Here is a 23,184-nt window from a genome sequence, read left to right on the forward strand (position 1 = left end):
GATTCATGCCTGACATATCGCCGTTACCGGCTGTTAGTCACGTAACGATACCGCGCCACCTGCGGATCAGCCGCGCCAAGCGGTACGCGCCGGTCGAGGTAGGCCAGAATGTCCAGGTGCGCAGGCTGCTGATCGGACTGGGAGCGACGCTGACCGCCGTGGTCGTCGCCGCCGTCGGTGTCGACTTCGGCGCCGCCATCTACGCCGAATACCGACTGGCCAGGGCCGTGCGCAGCGCCGCGGACCTGGAGTGGGACCCGTCGGTGGCGATTCTGGGTTTCCCGTTCGCCACCCAGGCGATGGACCGGCACTACGACGAGGTCGAGATCCGGGCCAGTGGCGTTGATCACCCGGTGGTCGGCAAGGTCTCCCTGGAGACCACCCTGCACGACATCGGCCTCGGCCAGGCGTCGTGGCTGGTCCGGCCGCAGGCACCGCTGCCGGTCGGCAAGGTGGAGAGCCGCATCATCATCGACTCGACTCACGTCGGACGCTTCATGGGCATCCCCGACCTGCTGGTCGAGGCGCCGTCCCGGGAGACCAACGACTCCACCGGCGGCACCACCGAGTCCGGCATCTCGAGCAACCGGGGCCTGGTGTTCACCGGCACCCCGAAGTCGGCGGGCGTGACCGAGCGGGTCAGCGTGTCGGTCGATCTGTCCCGCCCGGACGGCGATCAGAGCACCCTGGTGCTGACGGGCACCGGGGTGCTCACCGGTCCGGGCACCGCCGACGAGGAGGTGCCCGAGGACAAGGTGGCCGCCGTACTGGCCGCGTTCAGCACCACGATGCCGGGTCAGGAGCTGCCCTTCGGCATCGCGCCGACGAGCGAGGGCGCCCGCGGCTCGGACATCATCATCGAGGGCATCGCCGAGGGAGTAACCATCGCGCTGGAGGAGTTCACCCGGTCATGAGCACAGAGTGGGCGGTGGTCATCACCGTGCTGATCGCCGTCTTCGGCCTGGCCTTCGTCGTCGGCCGGCTGATGTCGATGCGCGCCGGGATGCTGAAGGCGGCCGAGGCCGCGGCGGACGTCGACACCTCCGACCTCGGGTTGTCGGGCACCGGTCCGACCATCGTGCACTTCAGTGCGGTGTGGTGCGGCCCATGCGCCGCGGTACGCAAGGTGGTCAACCAGGTGTGTGCGGAGCTGCCTTCGGTCGCGCACGTCGAGATCGACATGGACGCCAATCCGACGGCGGCCCGGCGGCTTTCGGTGCTGTCGTTGCCCACGACGCTGATCTTCGACGCCGGCGGCAGGCCGCGGTACCGCACGACGGGTGTGCCGAGGGCGGCTGACCTGCGTTCGGCGCTCGAGCCGCTGTTGGCTTGATCACCCTGTCATTGGGTAGGATGACCGACGTGTTCGCCCGCCTCGAGCTTGTGCTCACCAAGCGCCGCGCAGTTGATCTGTGCCGCGTCGCGGGTTGTTGCTGTTGTTGTTGTAGCTGCTGAGCGTCGTCGCGTCGTCGCGCGCCCGCTCGGAGCAGGCCTTCGTGGCATGCCCGTGACCAGCCCAACCGTGCAACAGGAGCAGATTCATGACCATCACACCGGACCACGTGGACGTGCGCGGACCCCGGTTCGTCGCGTGGGTCACCACGGCCGTGCTCGTGGTGACCTTGCTGTCGGCCGCGGTCGATGAGACCGCCGCCGCCGTCCTGCTCGCCGCGCAGGCCGCGGTGTTCGCAGTCGGTGCGGTCCGCGGCCCGCGCAGCCATCCGTACGGTGTGCTGTTCGCCCGGTTCGTCACACCGCGCCTCGGTCCGGTGACCGACACCGAGCCGGTGCCGCCGCTGAAGTTCGCCCAGGTCGTCGGCCTGGTCTTCGCCGTGGTGGGGGTGGCCGGCTTCGCCCTGGGCCTTTCGCCGCTGGGTCTGACCGCGACAGCCTTCGCGCTGTTCGCGGCGTTCCTCAACGCGGCCTTCGGCATCTGCCTGGGCTGCCAGCTCTACCCGCTCGCCGTACGTCTCCGCCGCAGTCCCGCTCACTCCTGATCGAATTCACAAGCAACCGAAGGGATCTCATCCATGGCACGCTCCGACGTCCTGGTCACCGCAGACTGGGCCGAGAGCAATCTCGACGCGCCGAACATCGTTTTCGTCGAGGTCGACGAAGACGTCTCGGCCTACGACGGCGGTCACATCCAGGGCGCCGTCAAGCTCGACTGGAAGACCGACCTGCAGGATCCGGTGCGCCGCGACTTCGTCGACGCCGCGCAGTTCTCCAAGCTGCTGTCCGACCGTGGCATCGGCAACGACGACACCGTGGTGCTCTACGGCGGCAACAACAACTGGTTCGCCGCCTACGCGTACTGGTACTTCAAGCTCTACGGCCACCAGGACGTCAAGCTGCTCGACGGCGGCCGCAAGAAGTGGGAACTCGACGGTCGCCCGCTGTCGACCGAGCCGGTCAACCGCGCCGCCACCACGTACACCGCGCAAGCGCCGGACACCAGCATCCGCGCGTTCCGCGACGAGGTCATCGAGGCCATCGACAGCAAGAACCTGGTCGACGTGCGCTCCCCCGACGAGTTCTCCGGCAAGATCCTCGCGCCGGCGCACCTGCCGCAGGAACAGAGCCAGCGGCCCGGGCATATCCCCGGCGCCATCAACGTTCCGTGGAGCAAGGCGGCCAACGAGGACGGCACGTTCAAGTCCGACGAGGACCTGGCGAAGCTGTACGCCGAGGCCGGACTCGACGGCAGCAAGGAGACCATCGCCTATTGCCGCATCGGCGAGCGTTCCTCGCACACCTGGTTCGTGCTGCGCGAGCTGCTGGGCCACCAGAACGTCAAGAACTACGACGGCAGTTGGACGGAATACGGTTCCCTCGTGGGAGCCCCGATCGAGTTGGGAAGTTGATTGATATGTGCTCTGCACCGAAGCAAGGGCTGACGTTGCCTGCCAGTGTCGACCTCGAGAAGGAGACCGTGATCACCGGCCGCGTGGTCGACGGATCCGGTCAGGCGGTCGGCGGCGCCTTCGTGCGGCTGCTGGACGGCTCCGACGAGTTCACCGCCGAGGTCGTCGCGTCGGCGACCGGTGACTTCCGGTTCTTCGCCGCACCCGGCACCTGGACCCTGCGCGCGCTGTCGCCCGCGGGCAACGGCGACGCCAGCGTCGCCCCGTCCGGCGCCGGCATCCACGAGGTCGACGTCAAGGTCGCCTGACCTCCCTGGCTTGTCGGCGCGAGCCGGGGGTACCTCCCGCTTGCGGGGGCGCGTGGCTTCCTGTGGCACGCCGCTGAAAGTGAGCAATCACGCACGCTCGCGCCCGCCCGCGGCTTCATTGCGCGGGCACCAGACGGTTAGACTCGCATCGTGGTGCTGTTCTTCGAACTCCTCCTGGTCGCCTGCACCGTGGTGATCACCTGGTTCGCGCTGTACGCGGTGTATCGCCTCATCACCGACGAGTCGTGAGCTCCCCCGACGGCCCCGAGGACCTCACCGGTTCGATCTTCGGCTCGGGCGACAGGGCGGTGGCTGCGGCGGCGCAACGCGCCAGAGAGACGGCGCCGCGCAACATCCCGGTGTTCGGCGACCTGCCGCTGCCGACCGACACGGCGAATCTGCGCGAAGGTGTGGATCTCAACGAGGCGCTGCTCGCACTGCTGCCGCTCGTCGGCGTCTGGCGCGGTGAGGGCGAGGGCCGCGGCGCAGGCGGCGACTACCGCTTCGGGCAGCAGATCGTGGTCAGCCACGACGGCGGCGACTACCTGAACTGGGAAGCGCGCTCGTGGCGGCTCACCGAGACCGGTGACTACGACCGGCCCGCGCTGCGTGAGACCGGGTTCTGGCGGTTCGTCCCCGACCCCGCCGACCCGTCGGAGTCGCAGGCGATCGAACTGCTGCTGGCGAATTCCGCCGGCTATGTCGAACTCTTCTACGGACGCCCCCGCAATCAGTCGTCGTGGGAGCTGGCCACCGACGCCCTGGCGCGCAGCAAGTCCGGTGTGCTCGTCGGCGGCGCCAAACGGCTCTACGGCATCGTCGACGGCGGCGACCTGGCGTACGTGGAGGAACGGGTGGACGCCGACGGCGGGTTGGTGCCGCACCTGTCCGCCCGGTTGTCTAGATTCGTCGGATGACGCGCCGCCTCGGAATCTGTCTCGGTACCGGAATCACCGCAATCGCCCTGCTCGCCGGGTGCTCGTCGGAGAGCGCCCCGTCCCCGGACCCGTCGACCTCCCAGGCGCCGAGCGGGCACGGCACCTTCGCCGAATGTCTTTCTGCACATGACGTTCCCGCGCCGCCGGGGCCCGTCGCGGGGCCACCGCCCGGGGTGGACGCCGCGAAGTGGAAGACCGCCATGGACGACTGCTCGACGTTGGCGCCCGGCCCCGCAGGCTGAGCGCGCCCCGTCACCCGCGCCGGACCCGCGCGAGGAACTCCCGGGTGCGCGCGTGTGTCGGGTCGGTGAGCAGCTGTTCGGCAGGCCCGGATTCGACCACGACCCCGCCGTCGAGGAAGCACACCGTATCGGCGACCTGGCGGGCGAAGTTCATCTCGTGGGTGGCCATCACGATGGTGCGGCCCGCAGCGGCGAGTTCCCCGACCAGATCGAGCACGTCGCCGACCAGTTCGGGATCCAGCGCGCTGGTGATCTCGTCGAGCAGGAGCAGCCGCGGCTCATACGCCAGGGCGCGTGCGATCGCGACGCGCTGCTGCTGACCGCCGGACAGTGTGTCGGGATAGCAGTCGGCCTTGTCCGACAACCCAATCCGGTTCAGCAGCTCACGGCCGCGGCGGTCGGCGTCCCGGCGTTCGGCGCGGTGCACCACCCGTGGGCTGAGCGTCACGTTGGCCAGGGCGGTCATGTGCGGGAAGAGGTTGTAGGACTGGAACACCATGCCGATCGCCCGCCGGGCGCCGTCGGCGTCGACGCGGGGGTCGCTGATGTCGCGGCCGTCGAGCAGGATCTGCCCGTCGTCGATCTCCTCGAGCAGGTCCACACAGCGCAGCAGCGTTGACTTGCCCGAGCCGGACGGCCCGATGAGCACCACCACCTGGTGCTCGCAGACGTCGAGGTCGATCCCGTCGAGCACGGTCCGCCCGTCGTAGCTCTTGCGCAGGCCGCGGATGGACAGCACCGTCGCCGGAGCGGCGCTCACACCGCCCCCTGGCGGGTCGCGGCGCGTCGCGCCACCCAGTCGGCGAGCCGCGCCGACGGCACGGCCAGCGCGACGAACAGCAGCCCGGCCACCACGTACGGGGTGAAGTTGTAGGTGGAGGCGGACTGGATCTGCGCGGCACGCACCGCGTCCACCGCGCCGAGCACCGAGATCAGCCCGCAGTCCTTCTGCAGCGCGACGAAGTCGTTCAGCAGTGCCGGGGTGACGCGCCGGACCGCCTGCGGGAGCACCACCAGGCGCATGGTGCGGCGGTAGTTGAGTCCGAGCGACTTCGCGGCCGCGAGTTGCGACGGGTGCACCGACTCGATGCCCGCGCGGAACACCTCCGCGACGTAGGCCGAGTACACCAGGACCAGCGCCAGCCCGCCGAGCAGCACGGGATCGTTCGGCACGCCGTTCAGCCGCAGCCCGGGCAGGCCGAACCCGACGAGGTAGAGGCAGATCAGCAGCGGCAGACCGCGGAACACGTCGACGTACCCGGTCGCCATGGCGCGCACCGGGAACCACACCGGCCCACGGGATGCCCGCAGCAGGGCCAGGGCGAGACCGACGATGAGCACCAGCACCGTCGCCACCGCGAGCACCCGCAGGTTCAGCCAGAGACCGGAGAGCACCGCGGGCAGGCTGTCCCAGCCGATGCGCAGGTCGAAGAACGACTCACGGACCCGCGGCCAGCCCGGTGCGTTGGTCACGACCACCAGCAGCACCGCCGCGAACACGGCCGTGGACAGCAGCGCCACCAGCGTCGAGCGGCGGGCCCTGCTGCGGCGGAACGCCTGCCGGTCGAGCAGCGGCGAGGCGACGACGGGTGGTGTCACGGAAGGAACGGCGCTGCTCCCGGCCCGGCCAGCCACTCCTTCTGCAGCCGGAACAGCACGCCTTCGGCGCCGAGCTGGTCGACGGCCTGGGACACACACGCGGTCAGGGCGCTGCCCTTGTCCAGCACGATGCCGAATTGTTCGGCGTTGCCGGGCTCGGACGGCAGCTGGCCGATGATCTTCGAGTCGGCCAGTTCCATCTGCACCGCGAATGCGGTCGGCAGGTCCAGCGCCAGCGCGTCGATCTGTCCACTCACCAGTGCGGCCTTGGCGTCCTCGTTGTTGTTGTAGACGGAGACCTCCGAACCGCCGCTGACCTTCTCGGCGGCCTCATAACTGGTGGTGCCCACCTGGGCGCCCAACCGGACGTCACGCAGCCCGTCGAGCGTGGTCACCGACGCCGCGGGCGACGACGGCAGCGTGATGAAAGCCTGGGTGACATCGAAGTACGGCGAGGAGAAGTCGACGGCCTGCTTGCGCTCGTCGGTGATGGAGAACTCGGAGAGGTTGGCGTCGAAATTTTTGGGCCCCGGCGCGATGGCGGAGTTGAACGGCACCCGCTCCCACCGCACGTCCTCCTTGGCGTAGCCCAGCTTGCCGGCGACGGCGTAGGCGACGGCCGCTTCGAAGCCCTGGCCGTTCGCCGGATCGTCGTTGATGAACCACGGCTGGTAGGCCGGTTGGTCAGTGGCGAAGGTCAACACCCCTTCGGTGAGTGTCGGCAGGGCGTCCTTCTGGCATGTCTGCGCCGCAGGAGTCGGGGGTGCGGATTCGTCGGCGGGGGCGCAGGCGCTCAGCACGGCCAACGCGGTCAGTGCGGGCCCGGCCACCAAGATCGGGAATGTGCGCATGGCCGCGATCTTCGCCTACTCGGTCCGGCGGCGCCACCGCCGCCCCTGTGTTGGAGATGTCTCCGGACATGGAGCGGCCCCCGAGCCAAGGATCCACAGCTGGACGGACCGAGGGGCTCGGGGGCCGGGTGACTGCGGGGAATTCGCCAGCGCGCGCAAGTAGTTTCGCCGAACGGCGGTCCCCCTTGGTGCTGCTAGCTCGCAGCCACCTCACATGTCCATAAGTCAATCAAAATGTCGGACCACCTCCCTTCCTGTGTACGAGCGACCATACCCACGGCCCGGCGACCCGACAAGCAATTTCCGTTTCGCGCTCAGCGATCACAGATGATCGCGGCGTCGACGAGCCCGGACACCTCGGCGGCCAACGGTGACGGCGGCAACGGCCTGCCGTCGAGTGTGTGAACGCGGGCGGCGAGCGTGATGCTGGAGATCAACCAGACACCATGCGCCGCAGCCAGATCCGCGGGCCGCAGTGCGCGGTAGTCGCAGTCGAAGCCCTTGTTGCGGGCGACCTCGAACAGCGCCTGCGCGGTGGTGCCGCGCAGGATCGGATACCAGGGCGGCGGGGTGAGCAGCACCGGGTTGTCCGGCTCGCCCGCGGCGATCACGACCGTCGAACGCGGCCCCTCGAGCACGAAGCCGTCGGAGCTCACGAAGATGACGTCGCCGGCGCCGTGGCGCTCGGCGTGCCGCAGCGCGGCCATGTTCACCGCGTACGACAAGGTCTTGGCGCCCGCGAGCAGCCACGGCAGGTCCGCCGCGCCCGCGGGAAGCCCGCGGTCGAGGAGCATGGCGGCCACGCCCTCGCGGCGTGCCACGGCCACCCGGGCGGCGAGTGCGCCGACGGTGGCGTACGCCGTGGGCTCCGAACCGCTCTCCCGTCCGCGGCTGTACACCAGGCGCAGCACGCCTTCGCCCTCGTGATCGGCCGTCCAGTGCGCCGTGGCCGCGGCCACCGCTGCACGCCAGCGGTCCAGATCTGGCGCCGGCAGGTCGGTCATCTTCGCCGACTGCGTGAGCCGGGCGAGGTGCGCCTCCAGCAGGCACGGCGCGCCGTCGCGGATGAGCAGCGTCTCGAAGATGCCGTCGCCGCGCACGGCGGAAAGGTCGTCGGCGTGCAGCAGCGGCGCGTGCGGATCGTGCCGCGTGCCGTCGAGGTTCACCACGACCGCGGGTTGGCTGCCCATGGCCGGTTAGCCTAGCGCTCGTACAGTTGACGGTATGTCCGCAGTTCCCGCGCCCGAAGGCAGTCCCGACGCCGGCGCCGTCTGGCATCACGGTGATCCGTTCGGCGAGCAGCGCGCCGCCGAGCACGACGCCGTCGTGGTGGACCGCTCCCACCGCGGCACGCTCACCCTCACCGGCGCCGACCGCCGCAGCTGGCTGCACAGCATCTCCACACAACACGTCAGCGAGTCCTCCGACGGCGCGGTCACCGAGAACCTCAGCCTCGACGGCCAGGGCCGCGTCGAGGACCACTGGCTGCAGTCCGAACTGGCCGGCACCACGTACATCGACACCGAGCCCTGGCGCGCGGAGCCGCTGCTGGCCTACCTGCGCAAGATGGTGTTCTGGGCCGACGTCCAGGTCGAGCCCGCCGATCTGGCGGTGCTGTCGCTGCTCGGGCCCGCGGTGGGCGACACGCCGGTGCTCGACGCGCTCGGCCTCGATTCGCTACCGGCGGAATCGACGGCGGTCGCGCTCGACGGCGGCGGATTCCTGCGCCGGCTGACGGCCCGCGATCTCGAGATCGATCTCCTCGTGCCGCGCGACCGGGTCGCCGATTGGCGGGCCCGGCTGACCGCGGCGGGGGTGCGCCCGGCCGGTGTGTGGGCGTATGAGGCGCTGCGCGTGGCGGCCGGACGGCCCCGCCTCGGCCTGGACACCGACGAGCGCACCATCCCCCACGAGGTGGGGTGGATCGGCGGTCCCGGCATCGGCGCCGTCCACCTGGACAAGGGCTGCTATCGCGGCCAGGAGACCGTCGCCCGGGTGCACAACCTGGGCAAACCGCCCCGGATGCTGGTGCTGTTGCAGCTGGACGGGTCGAGTGACCGGCCGGCGACGGGGGATCCGGTGCTGGCCGGCGGGCGTGCGGTCGGTCGGCTCGGGACGGTGGTCGATCACGTCGACGAGGGACCCATCGCGCTGGCGCTGCTGAAGCGGGGGCTGCCGGTCGACACCGGACTCACCACCGGCGGTACGGGCGACGTCGCCGCGGTGATCGATCCGGCCTCCGTGCCGGCAGCCGACGTGACCGGAGCGGGACGGCTTGCCGTGGAGCGCCTCCGGGGCGGCGCGCGGTGAGGGTGGTCACCCAAGGCAGGGCCTACCGGCAGACCGCAGCCGGGCACGGTAAAGTAACCGCAGGACAATAAACACACTCAGATCGGAGCCGCCTGCTCGCTGGGCCGCTCCGTTATTGCGCGAGGGGGTCCCCCCATGGGCCGCGGCCGGGCGAAGGCAAAGCAGACCAAGGTTGCACGTGAGCTCAAGTACAGCTCACCGCAAACCGACTTGAAGCGGCTCCAGCAGGAGCTGGGCGGGTCGAGCTCTCCTGGAGACAGCGACGGGTTCAACACCGACGACTACGTCGAAGACGACGACTGGCGACCTTAGCCCCCTCGCTCAGAAGCGCGGGTGCTGACCCACCAGGTGTGCCCGCGGTTCGTCCTTACCGGCCTTCTTGACGGTGCCGAGCGTCCAGCAGTTGAGATGGCGGGCAGTCAGGATGGCCAGCGCGCGGTCGGTGTCCTCCGGCGCGACGACGGCCACCATGCCGATTCCCATGTTGAACGTCTGTTCCATCTCGGCGCGGTCGACGCGGCCGCGCTGGGCGATCATCTGGAACACCGGGGCCGGCGTCCAGGTGCCGCGGTCGAGTTCGGCCGACAGTCCGTTGGGCACCACGCGTTCCAGGTTTCCCGCCAGCCCGCCGCCGGTGATGTGGCAGAACGTGCGAACCTGGCTCTCGGCGGCCAGCGCGAGGCAGTCCTTGGCGTAGATGCGCGTCGGTTCGAGCAGCTCTTCGCCGAGTGTGCGGCCGAACTCCTCGACGTGACCGGCGAGGTTCATCCGGTCGATCTCCAGCAGCACCTTGCGGGCCAGCGAGTACCCGTTGGAGTGCAGCCCCGACGAGCCGAAGGCGATGATGACGTCGCCCGGTTTCACCCGGTCGGGCCCCAGCACGTCGTCGGCCTCCACGATGCCGACGCCGGTGGCCGAGATGTCGTAGTGGTCGGGCGCCATCAGGCCCGGATGCTCGGCGGTCTCGCCGCCCAGCAGAGCGCAGCCCGCGATCACACAGCCGTTGGCGATACCGGACACCAGTTCGCTGACGCGTTCGGGCACCGTGCGGCCGACGGCGATGTAGTCCTGCAGGAACAGCGGTTCGGCGCCGCAGACCACCAGGTCGTCGACGACCATGGCGACCAGGTCGAGCCCCACGGTGTCGTGCTTGTCCATGGCCTGGGCGACTGCGAGTTTGGTGCCCACCCCGTCGGTCGACGAGGCCAGCACCGGTTCGCGGTACCCGCCGCGCAGGGCGAACAGCCCGGCGAAGCCACCGAGGCCGCCGCGCACCTCGGGCCTGGTGGCCTTCGCCGCGAGAGGCTTGAACAGTTCGACGGCGCGGTCACCGGCTTCGATGTCCACCCCGGCCGACGCGTAGGAGATGCCGTGTTGTTCGGCGCGATCGGTCATCGAAGGAAAGGCTACCGGTACCGGCCGCGGCACGGTACGCGCCTCGGATCATCGCTGCCTGCGCGTTTCCGCTACGGGGGGCCCGGGGTGTGACACCGTGACCCGGCATGGACAACTTTCGCCGTTCGGCGCTCGCCGCGGCGGTGTCGGTGCTCACCGCGTCGGCCCTGGCAGCACCGGCCGCGGCAACCCCGCCGCGGGACACTGACGGCGTCGTGACCTGGGAGATGACCGACGGCGCCGCCCCGACCGGGACCGATTACATCTTCCGCAGGATCACCATCGCCCCTGGCGGCAGCACCGGCTGGCACTCCCATCCCGGCCAGCTCTTCGGCACGGTCAAGGAGGGCATCCTGATGCACAACCGGGTCGACTGCACGATGGACGGCCTCTATGTGGCGGGCCAGGACATCGCCGAGAAGGGCGGTCAGGGATACGTGCACATCGGCCGCAACGTCGGGCCGACGCCCCTGGTGCTGGAGATCCTCTACATCAACCCGGCCGGGGCGCCGCTGTCGGAGGACGCACCGGATCCGGGTTGCGGGTTTGCCTGACCCCTGAAACGGTCATCCGGCGGCGTACCGGCTTCGAATACCTGGAGACGTCGACGAGAGATGGAGACCGCGGGTGCCTGCTGAACAGATCCGCTGCCTGGTGACCGGCGCCACCGGTTACATCGGTAGCCGCCTGGTGCCCCGACTGCTCGACGAGGGCCGCCAGGTCCGCGCCATGGCCCGGACTCCGGAGAAGCTGGACGACGCGCCGTGGCGCGACCGCGTCGAGGTGGTGCGCGGCGACCTCACCGATCCCGACTCCCTGGTGGCCGCGTTCGAGGGCATGGACGTCGTCTACTACCTGGTGCACTCGATGGGCTCGTCGAAGGACTTCGTCGCCGACGAGAAGCGCTCGGCGTCCAACGTGGTGGCCGCGGCGAAGAAGGCCGGTGTCACGCGGATCGTCTACCTGAGTGGCCTGCATCCCAAGAACGTCGAGTTGTCGCGTCACCTGGCGTCACGTACCGAGGTCGGGGACATCCTCATCGCCTCCGGCATCGAGACCGTGGTGCTGCAGGCGGGCATCGTCGTCGGCTCGGGTTCCGCGTCGTTCGAGATGATCCGCCACCTCACCGACCGCCTGCCTGCCATGACCACCCCCAAGTGGGTGCACAACAAGATCCAGCCCATCTCGATCGACGACGTTCTGTACTACCTGACCGAGTCCGCCACCGCCGAGATCCCGGAATCACGGACTTGGGATGTCGGCGGACCCGATGTCCTGGAGTACGGCGACGCGATGCAGGTCTATGCGAACGTCGCGGGTCTCCGGAAGCGGTTCATCGTCGTGATGCCGTTCTTGACGCCGTCCATCGCGAGTTGGTGGGTGGGTCTGGTGACCCCGATCCCGTCGGGTCTGGCCCGGCCGCTGGTCGAATCGCTGGCGCACGACGCGGTGATGGCGGAGCACGACATCGACGCCGTCATCCCGCCGCCACCGGGCGGTTCGATGTCCTACCGCGAATCGGTGACCGAGGCGCTGCAGCAGGACGGCACCGCGTCAACCGGCGGGCGGCGCCACCTGGTGAAGTTCAGTCCGACAGCGCCGCAGTAGAACTCAGGGGCGACGAACGGCTGAGGCGTTGTCATTCTCGATCGACAGCGGCAGCCCGTTGCGTGCGGCCGTGGCCAGCATGTGCTCGATGACGTTCTTGCCCAGGGCGGTCTCACCCGGCAGCTCGATCGGGTAGTTGCCGTCGAAACACGCCGAGCACAGCCGCGATGCGGGCTGTTCGGTCGCCGCGATCATGGCGTGCTGGGAGATGTAGCCGAGGCTGTCGGCGCCGATCGCCCGCCGGACGGCTTCGAGTGTCTCGTCCTCGTCCTCGACGGCATTGGCGATGAGCTCCGCCGGGGTGGCGAAGTCGATGCCGTAGAAGCAGGGCCACTTCACCGGCGGTGAGGCGATCCGCACGTGCACCTCGAGCGCACCCGCCTCGCGCAGCATCCGGATCAGTGCGCGCTGCGTGTTGCCCCGCACGATGGAGTCGTCGACGACGATCAGCCGCTTGCCGCGGATCACTTCCTTGAGCGGGTTGAGCTTGAGCCTGATGCCCAGCTGCCGAATCGTCTGCGACGGCTGGATGAAGGTGCGGCCCACGTAGGCGTTCTTCATCAGGCCCTGGCCGTAGGGGATGCCGGAGCCCTGCGCGTAGCCGACGGCGGCGGGCGTCCCCGATTCGGGGACACCGATCACCAGGTCGGCCTCGACGGGCTTCTCCGCGGCCAGCCGGCGGCCGATCTCGACGCGGGTGCCGTGCACGGACCGGCCGCCGATGACGCTGTCCGGCCGGGCGAGGTAGACGTACTCGAAGACGCAGCCCTTCGGTGTCGGGTTGGCGAACCGGGTGGAGCGCACCCCGTCTGCGTCGATGGCCAGCAGTTCGCCCGGCTCGATGTCGCGGACGAACGATGCGCCGACGATGTCGAGCGCGGCGGTCTCGGACGCCACCACCCACCCGCGGTCCAGCCGGCCCAGCGACAGCGGGCGTACGCCGTAGGGGTCGCGGGCGGCGTAGAGGGTGTTCTCGTCCATGAACGTCACGCAGAACGCGCCGCGGACGGTGGGCAGCAGTGCCAGCGCGGCCTGCTCGAGCGTGGAGTCGGCCGCGCCGTGGGCCAGCAGCGCGCCCAGGATGTCGGAGTCCGTGGTGGCGGCGCCGGGTGTGCGGGGGTTGATCAGCCCGGCGTCGCGGGCGCGGGCGGCGAGTTCGGTGGTGTTGACGAGGTTGCCGTTGTGGCCGAGCGCGACACCGGTGCCCGCCGCGGTGTTGCGGAACACCGGCTGGGCGTTCTCCCACGTGGTCGACCCGGTGGTGGAGTAGCGGCAGTGGCCGATCGCGACGTGGCCGTCCATGGCGGCCAGGGTCTGTTCGTCGAACACCTGACTGACCAGGCCGAGATCTTTGAAGACCAGCACCTGCGAACCGTCCGCGACGGCGATGCCCGCCGCCTCCTGGCCGCGGTGCTGCAGGGCGTAGAGGCCGTAATAGGTGAGTTTCGCGACGTCTTCGCCCGGTGCCCAGACACCGAAAACGCCGCACTCTTCCTTGGGGCCCTCTTCGGGCTCGAGGTCTGTCTGGCCGGTCACGTTAGGGGCTGCTCCGTGGGGGCGGTGGGTGACATGACCGAGCATACGGTCACAGGCGGGTGTTCGAGGAATCGCGGCGGCAGTGTCGCCGGTGAATCTCGGAGGTACAACACCGTCGCAGCTGCAGGTCATTCCCGGGTCGCGGTCCACACAACGCCGCCGAGCTGTGGCGAAGCTAACCCTCGAGCGTGACCACCGGAAGCCACTGCGCGATCTCCCCGGCCCGCGAACCCGACAGCGTGATGTCGTGTGCGCTCGCCGCGGCGTCGACGGTCGTGAGCCCCGTCGCCAGCCGCAGCCAAGTCCGCCCGTCGGTCTCGACGACGTTGGGTGGGTTGCCCCGGGTGTGACGGGGGCCGGAGATGCACTGCACCGCAACGAAGGGCGGGACGCGCACTTCCACGCTGGCGCCTGGCGCCGAAGCGGCGAGGGTGCGGGCGGTGAGGCGCACCGCCTCGGCGACCTCGGTGCGCGACGGTTCCGGCCGGGCGGCGTCGCGCAGCCAGTCGGCGACCGCCACGACGGCGGCGCGGGTCTTTGCCGGATCGGGACTACGACGGGTGGCCATATCTTAGGGTCGCAAAGTGATTGATCTTCACCACCACCCGCCGTACAAAACGGCGGGTGCGGCGTTGATCGCACTGATGGTCGTCGTCGGCGTGCTGTTCTCACTGCAGTTCCGTGGCGCGTTCACACCGAGGGCCGAGCTGACGGTGGTGTCGTCCCGCGCGGGGCTGGTGGTCGATCCGGGGTCGAAGGTGACGTTCAACGGGGTGGAGATCGGCAGGGTCACCGGTATCGGCACCGTGGCCACCGACGATTCTCAGCAGGCGCGGCTGTCGCTTGACGTCGATCCCCGCTACCTGGGGCTCATCCCGGCCAACGTGGTGACCGACATCAACGCGAGCACGGTGTTCGGCAACAAGTACATCGCCTTCAGCTCACCGGCCGATCCTGCCGCGCAACGCCTTTCGGACGGTGCCGTGGTGGTGGCCTCGTCGGTGACCACCGAGTTCAACACGGTGTTCGAGACGGTCACCGCGCTGGCCGAACAGGTCGACCCGATCAAACTGAATCAGACGCTGAGCACCACGGCGCAGGCGCTGACCGGGCTCGGCGACCGGTTCGGCGGCTCCCTGACCGACGGCAACGCCATCCTCGACGACCTCAACCCCCGGATGCCGCGGCTACGCGAAGACGTCACGAACCTGGCCGACCTCGCCGACGTCTACGCCGACGCCTCGCAGGACCTGTGGGACGGTCTCGACGGCGCCGTGGTGACCGCACGTGCGCTGAACGACCGGCGTGCCGACGTCGACGCCGCCCTGCTCGCCTCGATCGGGTTCGCGAACACCGGCGGCGACACCTTCGAGCGGGCCGGCCCGTACTTCGTGCGGGTGGCCGAGGATCTGCGGCCGACGGCCAAGCTGCTCGACGACTACCGCGGCATGATCTTCTGCACGATCCGCAACTATCACGACGTCGCTCCGGAGATCCAGCGCACCCTCGGCGGCGACAACGGGTTCTCGCTGCGGTCGGCGGGTGCCCCCACGGGTGCGGGCAACCCGTACATCTATCCCGACAACCTGCCGCGGGTGAACGCCCGCGGCGGCCCGGGTGGCCGGCCGGGCTGCTGGCAGAAGGTGACCCGCGAGCTCTGGCCGATGCCCTACCTGGTGATGGACACCGGATACAGCATCGCCCCGTACAACCACCTCGAGATCGGCCGGCCCTTTGCGATCGACTACGTGTGGGGCCGCCAGTTCGGCGAGCTCACCATCAATCCCTGACTGACGGTGTGTTGACATCAAGTTCCGTTGAGGTTCTACGTTGGCGGGCATGACGTTCAAACCGCACGAGATCGCATTCCTGCGTGACGCCGACCTGGGTCGGCTCGCCACCGTTCAGTCCGACGGCACGCCGCAGAACAGTCCGGTGGGGTTCACCTACAACGAAGAGCTCGGCACCATCGACATCGCCGGCTACCGGATGTCGCGCAGCCAGAAGTTCCGCAACATCGCCCACCACCCCGGCGTGGCGTTCGTGGTCGACGACATCTACTCCCGCGACCCGTGGCGGGTGCGCTGCCTGGAGATCCGCGGCACCGCCGAGCAGGCGCAGGCTGGGCCGGCCGGCTCCGACGACGGGCTCGACCCCGCGATCATCCGCGTGCATCCCCGCCGCATCATCAGCTTCGGCATCGACGACACCGAGACCGCGCCGCACGACCTCGTCGCCGACATCCGCGACGTCTGATTCTTACCTCGCGGTGCGTAACGCACCGAAAAGTGCCTACTTGCGGCGGAATTCTGAGCGCCTAGCCTGAAAAGCCCATCGCCGCAGTCTGTTCAGGAGCCATGGCACTCATGTCCAACCTCAGTTTCGGCGTGCTGCTGTACCCCGACGCCACGCTGCTCGACCAGCCGCGGCAGTTCCGTTGGTTGGAGGAGCTCGGTTTCGATCAGGTACTGGTGCCCGATCACAGCTCCGACCTGCGTGACCGCGACGGTGCCTGGTTCGACGGGTGGAGCGTACTGCCACTGGCGGCACAGGCCACCGAGAAAATCCGCATCGGTACCTTGGTCAGCAACCAGATCCTGCGTCCCGCCGCGACACTGGCCCGCCAGGCGCTCACGGTCGACCACCTGTCGGGTGGACGGTTGGATCTCGGGATCGGGGCCGGACTGTTCGACTGGGACCACCATGCCGTCGGCGAGGAGCCGTGGTCACCTCGCGAGCGTGCGGGCCGCTTCGCCGACTATGTCGCGATCCTCGACGGCATACTCCGCGGGACCGGTGAGCGGTTCACCCACGACGGCGAGTCGTTGTGGGTGCGCGACGTGCCGACCGCGCCCGGATCCGTGCAACGGCCGCGTCCCACGCTCATCACCGGCGGTCAGTCCCCGACCGTGCTGCGGGTCACCGCCGAGCGCGCCGACGTCTGGAACACGATCGGACCTTTCGTCGACGACGCCGACGAGATCGTGGCGGTGACGGCCCGCCAGAACCGGCGCCTCGACGAGCTGTGCGCCGCGGCCGGCCGCCCACCGGAGTCGCTGCGCCGGTCCTACACCGCCTTCGGCCCGTTCGACATCTGGTCTCGGCCGGTCACTTTGGAAGAACTGGTCGAGCGGTTCGGCGCGATCGGCATGACGGAGTTCGTCATCGACCTTCCGCCGGGCGATCGGCTGGCCGAGTTCGAGAAACTGGCCACGCACACCATTCCCGCTCTGCGCGGATGAGTGCCCCCTCACGCGGTTCGCCGCAGGATCACCAGCGCGGCGACGGCGCCCGCCTCGTTGACCGCGAAGTGCGCCAGCATCGGCGCGGCGATACTGCCCGAGCGCTCGGCGAGCAGGCCGAACACCCAGCCGGCCAGCCCGGTCGCCACGACCACGGCCGCCACCGGCTGACCGGCTGCCCGCGCGTCGGCGATGTGTGACAGCCCGAACGCCGCGGACTGCAGCAGTCGTCCGCCGTCCGGCCCGAACGCCTCCGCGGCGAGCGTGCCGAGCGCGGCGCGAAACGCGGTCTCCTCGGCCCACACCGTGCCGAGCGGGATGCGCAGCAGCAGCCAGCGCACCGGGCGGTCGGGCACCTTCTGGCCCGCCATCGCCGAGCGCACAGCGGGCAGGGCGGTGGCCGTCCCGACGGCCGCCGCCACAACGGCGACCACGGCCGAGCCATGACGCAATCCGGTCCGGAGCTCGGGCGGCCGCAGGCCGAGTGGTGCGCGCGTCAACCGCACCAGCGCGGTGCCGAAGGCGGCCTGCACCAGCGGATGCCAGCGCGCCGGTAGCCGCGGGCTCACCAAATCCTTGAGGGTGACGAGTGTGACGGCGAGCGCCACCGCCCGGAAACCGCGCCGCGACACTAGTATTCGGGCCCGTCGGCCGCGGCGGACTTCTCCAGGGCCAGCCGGATGCGTGCGGTGTCCTCGGAGGTCCAGCCGTCGGGCGGCGCGACGGCAGCCCATCCGTCGAGCACCGAGTCACCGTAATTGTGGCCGTGCCCGCCCGGCACCCCCGACGCGTTCGTCATGTCGGCGCCGACCTGCCAGAACGTGACGATCGGGTACCAGCGCATCGACGCGGTGCGGTCACGACCCGGCGCCTCCCTCAGCCAGTCCGGCCGGGAGAACAGCAGATCCGGTGACCACCACACGATCGGATCCGACGGGTGTTGCAGGAACAGCACCCGGGTGCCCTCCCACGGGTCGGCGGTGTCCTGCGCGATCTCCTGCGGACCGGTCGCCTCGGAGAACCGGACGGTGCGCCCGTTGTCGTAGCGCGGGGCGACCTCCGGCGTGCCGGGATCGCGCCGCTCGATGATGGCGCGCCACAGCGGGCTGGCGTTGGGCGGGCCCACCCAGAGCACCGACGAGAAGCCCATCCTGGCGATGTCGGGCAGCCACGCGAACGCGCCCTGGCCGCCCATCGATCCGAGACTCTCGCCGTAGAGCACCAATTCGGGTCGCCGGTCCGCGGGGCGCCGCTCCCAGCGCTCGTGGATCGCGTCGATCATCAGCCGGCCGGTGTCGATCGACTTCTGCCGGTCACCCAGGAACGAGATCCAGCTCGGCAGGTAGGAGTACTGCATCCCGACCATCGCCGTGTCGCCGTTGTACATCAGCTCCAGCGACCGCGCGGCCACCGGGTTGATCCACCCGGTGCCGGTGGTCGGGACGATCACCAGCAGTTGCCGGTCGAAGGCGCCGGTGCGCTCGAGTTCGGACAGCAGCAACGCGACCCGCTGCTCGTCGGTGTCGGCCGACTGCAGCCCGGCGTACACCCTGATCGGCTCCAGCGCCGGGCGCCCGTTGACGGCTTCGAGCTCGTCGGCGTTCGGCCCGGAGGCGACGAAGTTGCGGCCCTGGAAGCCAAGCGAATCCCACGACGCGAAGGATTCCGGGCTGCCCGAGCGCTGCGGTTGGGTCGGCGCCACGATGCCGTCGCGGGTGGTGGTGTTCTGTGGCTGGAACACCCGGTTCGCACCGGCCAGGAAGCCGCGCAGCAGCACGCCGTTGATCAGCGTGATGACCAGCACCACGACGATGGCGGTGCCGATGAACAGCGCCACCTCCTGATGTAGATGCCAGCGCCTGATGAAGGTCCGGGCAAGCACTTTCACCGCGTCGAGCAACACCCGGGTGACCGCGACGCAGGCGGCGCCGACGAGCACGGCGATGATCAGCGTGCGCGAATGTCCCAGCGTGGTCGGACCTTCCACACCGGTCACGGCCGACACCTGCCGCTGCCACGCCGCGGCGGGAACGAGCATCGCCACGCTGGCGGCGATCGCCAGTGCCACCGTCAGCCCCTTGGCCCAGTACAGCACGCGCTGCGGCGGCGGCCAGCGCCGGGAATGACGGAACACGAAGCGGTGCAACATCGTCGCGGTGAACACACCGATCCCGTAGCCGATGGCGCCGTTGATGCCGCCGATCAGTCCCTGGAACAGCCAGTCCCGCGGCAACAGTGACGGCGTCAGCGACAGGCAGAAGAACAGCGCACCGAACCCGATCCCGACGAAGTCGAGGCGGACCAGGCTCCAGGCCCAGATCAGCAGCGGGTGGCGCGTTCGGCGTTGTTCCCCCTCGGCGAGTCGCTCGCCGGTACGGTCGTCGGTCGGCGCACTCACCCGAACAATCCGGGGAGCACGCCCTCCGACGTGCTGCGCAGATCCGCGAGGGACACACTGAATTGGTCCTGCACCTCGACGGCGTCGCTGCCGTCGTCCACCACGCCGATGCGGGTGGCGGGTAGGCCGCGGGCCTCGCACATCGACCGGAACCGGCTCTCCTCGGTGCGCGGCACGGCGACCAGCACCCTGCCCGACGACTCGGAGAAGAGCCTGACGAACGGATCGGCATCGTCGGGAAGGATTACACGGCAACCGGTTTCGCCCGCCAGTGCCGCCTCGACCACGGCCTGGATCAGTCCGCCCTCGGACAGGTCGTGGGCCGCGGAGATCAGGCCGTCGCGCGATGCGGCGGTCAGCACCTCGGCGAGCAGCTTCTCCCGGTCGAGGTCCACCTGCGGTGGCGTGCCGCCGAGGTGGCCCGCGGTGACCTGCGCCCAGATGGAGCCGTCGAACTCGTCGCGGGTGTCGCCGAGGAGGATCAGCGTCTCTCCGGGCTCGGTGCCGAGGCCGGTGGGGATGCGGCGCTTGACGTCGTCGATCACGCCGAGCACGCCCACCACGGGGGTGGGCAGGATCGGGGTGCTGCCGGTCTGGTTGTAGAAGCTGACATTGCCGCCGGTGACCGGGATGCCCAGTGCGGCACACCCGTCGGCGAGCCCGCGGACCGCTTCGGAGAACTGCCACATCACGCCGGGGTCCTCCGGCGAGCCGAAGTTCAGGCAATTGGTCACGGCGACGGGGGTCGCGCCGGTTACGGCGACGTTGCGGTAGGCCTCGGCGAGCGCCAGTTGCGCCCCCGCATAGGGGTCGAGCGCGGTGTAGCGGCCGCTCGCGTCGGTGGAGACCGCGACGCCGCGGCCGGTGGCCTCGTCGATGCGCAGCACACCGCCGTCGGCGTGTTCGGCGAGCACGGTGTTGCCGCGCACGTAGCGGTCGTACTGCTCGGTGATGTACGCCCGGCTGCACAGGTGCGGGCTGCCCACCATGGCCAGCAGGGTGGAGCGCAGTTCGTCACCGGTCTGTGGCCGGGGCAGCCCGGCTGTGGTGTCGGCCGTCAGCGCGTCCTGGCTGTCGGGCCGGGCCAGTGGGCGCTGGTAGACCGGACCCTCGTGCGCCACGGTGCGCGGCGGGACGTCGACGACGGTCTCACCGTGCCAGGTGATCTCCAGCCGGTCGCCGTCACTGACCTCGCCGATGACCGTGGCCAGCACCTCCCACTTGCGGCACACCGCCATGAACGCGTCGACGTTGTCGGGAGTGACCACCGCGCACATGCGTTCCTGTGACTCGCTGGACAGCACCTCCGCCGGTGTCATGTTCTTCGCACGCAGGGGCACGCGGTCCAGCTCGATGCGCATGCCACCGTCGCCGGCCGATGCGAGTTCGGATGTGGCGCAGGACAGTCCGGCGCCGCCGAGATCCTGGATACCGACCACCAGACCGGCGGCGTACAACTCGAGGCAGCACTCGATGAGCACCTTCTCCATGAAGGGGTCGCCGACCTGCACGCTGGGCAGCTTCTTGCGTCCTGGCCCCGATCCCTCGTCGCCGCCGAACGTCTCCGACGCCAGCACCGACACCCCGCCGATGCCGTCGAGGCCGGTGCGCGCGCCGAACAGGATGATCTTGTTGCCGGTGCCCGACGCGAAGGCCAGATGCAGATCCTCGGTGCGCATCGCGCCGACGCACAGGGCGTTGACCAACGGGTTGCCTGCGTAAGAGGCGTCGAAGACCGTTTCGCCGCCGATGTTCGGCAGGCCGAGCGAATTGCCGTAGCCGCCGATGCCACGCACCACACCGTCGAGCACCCGGCGGGTGTCGGGGGCGTCGGCCGCGCCGAAGCGCAGCTGGTCCATCACCGCGACCGGGCGGGCGCCCATCGCCATGATGTCGCGCACGATGCCGCCGACGCCGGTGGCCGCCCCCTGGTAGGGCTCCACGTAGGAGGGGTGGTTGTGCGACTCGACCTTGAACGTGACCGCCCAGCCGTCGCCGATGTCGACCACGCCGGCGTTCTCGCCGATACCGGCCAGCATCCCGGCGCGCATCTCGTCGGTGGTCGTCTCGCCGAAGTAGCGCAGATGCACCTTCGAGGACTTGTAGGAGCAGTGCTCACTCCACATCACCGAGTACATCGCCAGCTCGGCGTCGGTGGGCCTGCGCCCGAGGATCTCGCGGATCCGCTGGTACTCGTCGTCCTTGAGGCCCAGTTCGCGGTGGGGCTGGGGTTGGTCGGGGCTGGCTGCCGCCCGCTCGACGGTGTCCAGTGTGGGTCCGACCTCCTGCGTCACGGGGACAGTCTAGTGGCCCGGGGCACTGTGCTCCCGATCACCGCTCCGTGTGCGCGCGGGCCGCCGGGCCGGCAGCGACCAGCCGGCGAGCACCACGGAGACGGCGATCAGTGACAGCAGCACGGCGCGATCACTTCACCGCCGGTGAACGCTCATCCCTCCGCGACGCAGAACGCGTTGCCCGCGGGGTCGGCGAGCACCACCCAGCGGAATTCCTCGCCGAAGCTGTGGCGACCCGTCTCCTCAGCACCGAGGGCCACCAACCGGGCCACCTCCGCCTCCACGTCAGCGGCCGCGAAGTCTGCGTGTAGCCGGTTCTTTCCCGGCGTCGGGTCGGGCACCCGCTGGAAGCCCAGTTGCGGGCCGCGCTCCTGCGCGACGAGCACGAATTCGCCTGGCACGACGGCGTTGACGTCACCGCCCAAGGCCTCTGCCCACCAGGCGGCCAACCCGTCGGGGTCGTCACAGTCGAAGGTCAGCGTCTCCACTCTGAGTGCCATGGACCCGACCCTAGGTCAGGCCACCGACAACCGATAGACACGCCGGGCGTTGTCGCGGAGCATGGCGTCCTCGTCGAACCCGTCGCCCAGCACCTCGCGCAGCATCCAGATGCTGTCCGGCAACGACACATTGGGCTTGTCGATCGGATAGTTCGACGCCCAGAACGAGCGCTGCGGCCCGAACACCGAATACAGGTGGGCGATCAGCGGTGCGGCGAGGTCACGCAATTGCTCGCGCGGCACAGCTCCGGCGCCCAGCACCGGCATGCCGAGGCCGCCGAACTTGGCGACGACGTTTGGCAGCGCGGCGAGTGCGGCGATGTCGTCACGCCAGCGGGCCAGGATGTCGCTGCGCTCGGCTCCGGAGACGCCGGTGTGCCGGCCGCGCGGGCCGAGCGCACCCACCGGCGTGGCGAAGTGGTCGAGCACGAAGGTGGTCTGCGGGTACTCGCGGGCGAGCGTCGCCGCGTCGGGGAGCTGGTGGCTGTAGACCCAGATGTCGAAGGTGAGGCCGCGCTCGGCCACCGCCGCGAAACCACGGAGGAACGCCGGCTCGGCGAGCAGGTGCGCCGCGGGCGTCCAGTCCATCACGCCGGGTTCGTCGTGGTGGGCGGCCAGGCAGCGCACGCCCCGCACCAGCGGGCTCGCCTCGAGGTGGGCGTCGAGCACTCCGGCGACACCGGACTCACCGGGGTCGGCGTGCACCACGATCGCGCCGAGGGAAGGTGCGCCGTCGCGGCCGAACGGCAGTGCCGCGATCCACCGCGTCTCGTCGACCGCGCCGAGCGGTTCCTTCGACTCCCAGCCCGCCTGGACGTGGACGACGGTGCGCACGCCGGCGGCCGCCGCGTCGTTCCGGTAGTCCCCGGGCAGGTACCGGTCGAACAGGTACCGCGCATCGCCGACGAATTCGCGATTGCTGCGCGGGAACACCCTCACCAGCGCCGGCATCACCAGCGGCGCGCGGCGCACCACCTTCGCGACCGTCGACACCTTGCGCGGGGTGGTGAACGGGTCCCACTGGTGGATGTGCGCGTCCACCACGTCTCGTGCGGTCACGGGTTCACTGTCGCGTGCCGACGCCGCATCGGCAGGCGAA

27 protein-coding genes are annotated in these 23,184 nt (G+C 69.9%); 15 read left to right on the plus strand and 12 right to left on the minus strand.

Going from position 1 to position 23,184, the window contains the following annotated elements; genetic code table 11:
* The first annotated feature begins 116 nt into the window (after positions 1–116).
* The 8 genes from lmeA (at position 117) to O6P37_RS03930 (ending at position 4,352) form a co-directional block, all read left to right on the plus strand.
* Positions 117–914: a mannan chain length control protein LmeA gene (gene lmeA, locus O6P37_RS03895; RefSeq protein WP_269892806.1), complete on the plus strand. Its 798-nt coding sequence runs from the start codon at positions 117–119 to the stop codon at positions 912–914.
* Complete coding sequence (locus O6P37_RS03900; RefSeq protein ID WP_269892807.1) at positions 911–1,333, plus strand: thioredoxin family protein; 423 nt, start codon at positions 911–913, stop codon at positions 1,331–1,333. Before lmeA ends, O6P37_RS03900 begins: the two co-directional genes overlap by 4 nt.
* Before the next feature lie 20 nt (positions 1,334–1,353).
* Positions 1,354–1,455: an Ms5788A family Cys-rich leader peptide gene (locus O6P37_RS28505; RefSeq protein ID WP_372503763.1), complete on the plus strand. Its 102-nt coding sequence runs from the start codon at positions 1,354–1,356 to the stop codon at positions 1,453–1,455.
* Between the two features lie 86 nt (positions 1,456–1,541).
* The gene (locus tag O6P37_RS03910) at positions 1,542–1,997 is read left to right on the plus strand and encodes a DUF4395 domain-containing protein (RefSeq protein ID WP_269892808.1); all 456 of its coding nucleotides are present in this window, start codon (positions 1,542–1,544) and stop codon (positions 1,995–1,997) included.
* 33 nt (positions 1,998–2,030) lie between these two features.
* A complete protein-coding gene (locus tag O6P37_RS03915; RefSeq protein WP_269892809.1) occupies positions 2,031–2,864 on the plus strand; it encodes a sulfurtransferase in 834 nt (277 codons plus the stop codon).
* Between the two features lie 5 nt (positions 2,865–2,869).
* Positions 2,870–3,172, plus strand: coding sequence for a DUF1416 domain-containing protein (locus O6P37_RS03920; RefSeq protein ID WP_264013941.1), 303 nt, complete (start codon positions 2,870–2,872; stop codon positions 3,170–3,172).
* A 245-nt stretch (positions 3,173–3,417) separates the two neighbouring features.
* Positions 3,418–4,089 (plus strand): FABP family protein, encoded by a 672-nt coding sequence (locus tag O6P37_RS03925; RefSeq protein WP_269892810.1) that lies wholly within the window; start codon positions 3,418–3,420, stop codon positions 4,087–4,089.
* The gene (locus O6P37_RS03930) at positions 4,086–4,352 is read left to right on the plus strand and encodes a YajG family lipoprotein (protein ID WP_264013943.1); all 267 of its coding nucleotides are present in this window, start codon (positions 4,086–4,088) and stop codon (positions 4,350–4,352) included. Before O6P37_RS03925 ends, O6P37_RS03930 begins: the two co-directional genes overlap by 4 nt.
* A 10-nt stretch (positions 4,353–4,362) precedes the next feature.
* Here O6P37_RS03930 and O6P37_RS03935 read toward each other — a convergent pair whose 3' ends face one another.
* The 4 genes from O6P37_RS03935 to O6P37_RS03950 form a co-directional block, all read right to left on the minus strand.
* Positions 4,363–5,112, minus strand: a complete 750-nt coding sequence (locus O6P37_RS03935; protein WP_269892811.1) for an amino acid ABC transporter ATP-binding protein — start codon at positions 5,110–5,112, stop codon at positions 4,363–4,365.
* Entirely contained in the window at positions 5,109–5,951 is an 843-nt protein-coding gene (locus tag O6P37_RS03940; RefSeq protein WP_269892812.1) for an amino acid ABC transporter permease, read from the minus strand. Before O6P37_RS03940 ends, O6P37_RS03935 begins: the two co-directional genes overlap by 4 nt.
* Entirely contained in the window at positions 5,948–6,802 is an 855-nt protein-coding gene (locus O6P37_RS03945; protein ID WP_269892813.1) for an ABC transporter substrate-binding protein, read from the minus strand. Before O6P37_RS03945 ends, O6P37_RS03940 begins: the two co-directional genes overlap by 4 nt.
* 314 nt (positions 6,803–7,116) lie before the next feature.
* The gene (locus tag O6P37_RS03950; protein ID WP_269892814.1) at positions 7,117–7,992 is read right to left on the minus strand and encodes an aminodeoxychorismate lyase; all 876 of its coding nucleotides are present in this window, start codon (positions 7,990–7,992) and stop codon (positions 7,117–7,119) included.
* 34 nt (positions 7,993–8,026) lie between these two features.
* Between O6P37_RS03950 and ygfZ the strand changes: the two genes are divergently transcribed.
* On the plus strand, positions 8,027–9,112 hold the full coding sequence (ygfZ, locus tag O6P37_RS03955) for a CAF17-like 4Fe-4S cluster assembly/insertion protein YgfZ (RefSeq protein WP_269892815.1): 1,086 nt from the start codon (positions 8,027–8,029) through the stop codon (positions 9,110–9,112).
* Between the two features lie 135 nt (positions 9,113–9,247).
* Complete coding sequence (locus tag O6P37_RS03960) at positions 9,248–9,424, plus strand: DUF3073 domain-containing protein (RefSeq protein WP_269892816.1); 177 nt, start codon at positions 9,248–9,250, stop codon at positions 9,422–9,424.
* Positions 9,425–9,433: 9 nt separating this feature from the next.
* On the opposite strand, the gene purM is transcribed toward O6P37_RS03960, so the two are convergent.
* Entirely contained in the window at positions 9,434–10,507 is a 1,074-nt protein-coding gene (gene purM / locus O6P37_RS03965) for a phosphoribosylformylglycinamidine cyclo-ligase (protein ID WP_269892817.1), read from the minus strand.
* Positions 10,508–10,614: 107 nt separating this feature from the next.
* Between purM and O6P37_RS03970 the strand changes: the two genes are divergently transcribed.
* Both O6P37_RS03970 and O6P37_RS03975 read left to right on the plus strand, forming a co-directional pair.
* Positions 10,615–11,061, plus strand: a complete 447-nt coding sequence (locus O6P37_RS03970) for a cupin domain-containing protein (RefSeq protein ID WP_269892818.1) — start codon at positions 10,615–10,617, stop codon at positions 11,059–11,061.
* A 73-nt stretch (positions 11,062–11,134) separates the two neighbouring features.
* Entirely contained in the window at positions 11,135–12,115 is a 981-nt protein-coding gene (locus O6P37_RS03975) for an NAD(P)H-binding protein (RefSeq protein WP_264013951.1), read from the plus strand.
* Positions 12,116–12,118: 3 nt separating this feature from the next.
* Here O6P37_RS03975 and purF read toward each other — a convergent pair whose 3' ends face one another.
* Entirely contained in the window at positions 12,119–13,696 is a 1,578-nt protein-coding gene (purF, locus tag O6P37_RS03980; protein ID WP_408633095.1) for an amidophosphoribosyltransferase, read from the minus strand.
* Positions 13,697–13,826: 130 nt separating this feature from the next.
* Positions 13,827–14,219, minus strand: coding sequence for a sterol carrier family protein (locus O6P37_RS03985; protein ID WP_269892820.1), 393 nt, complete (start codon positions 14,217–14,219; stop codon positions 13,827–13,829).
* Between the two features lie 16 nt (positions 14,220–14,235).
* Here O6P37_RS03985 and O6P37_RS03990 point away from each other — a divergent pair, with 16 nt between their 5' ends.
* From O6P37_RS03990 to O6P37_RS04000, 3 genes are all read left to right on the plus strand, one after another.
* Positions 14,236–15,441: an MCE family protein gene (locus O6P37_RS03990; protein ID WP_269892821.1), complete on the plus strand. Its 1,206-nt coding sequence runs from the start codon at positions 14,236–14,238 to the stop codon at positions 15,439–15,441.
* A gap of 49 nt (positions 15,442–15,490) precedes the next feature.
* On the plus strand, positions 15,491–15,907 hold the full coding sequence (locus O6P37_RS03995) for a PPOX class F420-dependent oxidoreductase (protein WP_269892822.1): 417 nt from the start codon (positions 15,491–15,493) through the stop codon (positions 15,905–15,907).
* 101 nt (positions 15,908–16,008) lie between these two features.
* Positions 16,009–16,893: an LLM class flavin-dependent oxidoreductase gene (locus O6P37_RS04000; RefSeq protein ID WP_269892823.1), complete on the plus strand. Its 885-nt coding sequence runs from the start codon at positions 16,009–16,011 to the stop codon at positions 16,891–16,893.
* 8 nt (positions 16,894–16,901) lie between these two features.
* Here O6P37_RS04000 and O6P37_RS04005 read toward each other — a convergent pair whose 3' ends face one another.
* From O6P37_RS04005 to O6P37_RS04025, 5 genes are all read right to left on the minus strand, one after another.
* A complete protein-coding gene (locus tag O6P37_RS04005) occupies positions 16,902–17,525 on the minus strand; it encodes an Rv0804 family intramembrane glutamic endopeptidase (protein ID WP_269892824.1) in 624 nt (207 codons plus the stop codon).
* The gene (locus O6P37_RS04010; RefSeq protein ID WP_408633097.1) at positions 17,525–19,291 is read right to left on the minus strand and encodes an alpha/beta hydrolase; all 1,767 of its coding nucleotides are present in this window, start codon (positions 19,289–19,291) and stop codon (positions 17,525–17,527) included. Before O6P37_RS04010 ends, O6P37_RS04005 begins: the two co-directional genes overlap by 1 nt.
* Positions 19,288–21,561 (minus strand): phosphoribosylformylglycinamidine synthase subunit PurL, encoded by a 2,274-nt coding sequence (gene purL / locus O6P37_RS04015; protein ID WP_269893166.1) that lies wholly within the window; start codon positions 21,559–21,561, stop codon positions 19,288–19,290. The genes O6P37_RS04010 and purL overlap by 4 nt, the downstream gene beginning before the upstream one ends.
* Positions 21,562–21,737: 176 nt before the next feature.
* Positions 21,738–22,085 carry a VOC family protein gene (locus O6P37_RS04020; protein ID WP_269892825.1) on the minus strand — a complete coding sequence of 116 codons (348 nt, stop codon included), beginning with the start codon at positions 22,083–22,085 and terminating at the stop codon, positions 21,738–21,740.
* A gap of 15 nt (positions 22,086–22,100) precedes the next feature.
* Entirely contained in the window at positions 22,101–23,144 is a 1,044-nt protein-coding gene (locus O6P37_RS04025) for an amidohydrolase family protein (protein ID WP_269892826.1), read from the minus strand.
* Between the last annotated feature and the right edge of the window lie 40 nt (positions 23,145–23,184).

Source organism: Mycobacterium hippophais, from assembly GCF_027529605.1.
GTDB lineage: Bacteria > Actinomycetota > Actinomycetes > Mycobacteriales > Mycobacteriaceae > Mycobacterium > Mycobacterium arseniciresistens.

What these genes read in the sequence shown, in the direction of transcription:
- O6P37_RS03900 (WP_269892807.1), top strand. Translation starts at nt 911, where the DNA reads ATGAGCACAGAGTGGGCGGTGGTCATCACCGTGCTGATCGCCGTCTTC.
- O6P37_RS28505 (WP_372503763.1), top strand. Translation starts at nt 1,354, where the DNA reads ATGACCGACGTGTTCGCCCGCCTCGAGCTTGTGCTCACCAAGCGCCGC.
- O6P37_RS03910 (WP_269892808.1), top strand. Translation starts at nt 1,542, where the DNA reads ATGACCATCACACCGGACCACGTGGACGTGCGCGGACCCCGGTTCGTC.
- O6P37_RS03915 (WP_269892809.1), top strand. Translation starts at nt 2,031, where the DNA reads ATGGCACGCTCCGACGTCCTGGTCACCGCAGACTGGGCCGAGAGCAAT.
- O6P37_RS03920 (WP_264013941.1), top strand. Translation starts at nt 2,870, where the DNA reads ATGTGCTCTGCACCGAAGCAAGGGCTGACGTTGCCTGCCAGTGTCGAC.
- O6P37_RS03930 (WP_264013943.1), top strand. Translation starts at nt 4,086, where the DNA reads ATGACGCGCCGCCTCGGAATCTGTCTCGGTACCGGAATCACCGCAATC.
- O6P37_RS03945 (WP_269892813.1), bottom strand. Translation starts at nt 6,802, where the DNA reads ATGCGCACATTCCCGATCTTGGTGGCCGGGCCCGCACTGACCGCGTTG.
- O6P37_RS03950 (WP_269892814.1), bottom strand. Translation starts at nt 7,992, where the DNA reads ATGGGCAGCCAACCCGCGGTCGTGGTGAACCTCGACGGCACGCGGCAC.
- ygfZ (WP_269892815.1), top strand. Translation starts at nt 8,027, where the DNA reads ATGTCCGCAGTTCCCGCGCCCGAAGGCAGTCCCGACGCCGGCGCCGTC.
- O6P37_RS03960 (WP_269892816.1), top strand. Translation starts at nt 9,248, where the DNA reads ATGGGCCGCGGCCGGGCGAAGGCAAAGCAGACCAAGGTTGCACGTGAG.
- purM (WP_269892817.1), bottom strand. Translation starts at nt 10,507, where the DNA reads ATGACCGATCGCGCCGAACAACACGGCATCTCCTACGCGTCGGCCGGG.
- O6P37_RS03970 (WP_269892818.1), top strand. Translation starts at nt 10,615, where the DNA reads ATGGACAACTTTCGCCGTTCGGCGCTCGCCGCGGCGGTGTCGGTGCTC.
- purF (WP_408633095.1), bottom strand. Translation starts at nt 13,696, where the DNA reads ATGCTCGGTCATGTCACCCACCGCCCCCACGGAGCAGCCCCTAACGTG.
- O6P37_RS03985 (WP_269892820.1), bottom strand. Translation starts at nt 14,219, where the DNA reads ATGGCCACCCGTCGTAGTCCCGATCCGGCAAAGACCCGCGCCGCCGTC.
- O6P37_RS03995 (WP_269892822.1), top strand. Translation starts at nt 15,491, where the DNA reads ATGACGTTCAAACCGCACGAGATCGCATTCCTGCGTGACGCCGACCTG.
- O6P37_RS04000 (WP_269892823.1), top strand. Translation starts at nt 16,009, where the DNA reads ATGGCACTCATGTCCAACCTCAGTTTCGGCGTGCTGCTGTACCCCGAC.
- O6P37_RS04020 (WP_269892825.1), bottom strand. Translation starts at nt 22,085, where the DNA reads ATGGCACTCAGAGTGGAGACGCTGACCTTCGACTGTGACGACCCCGAC.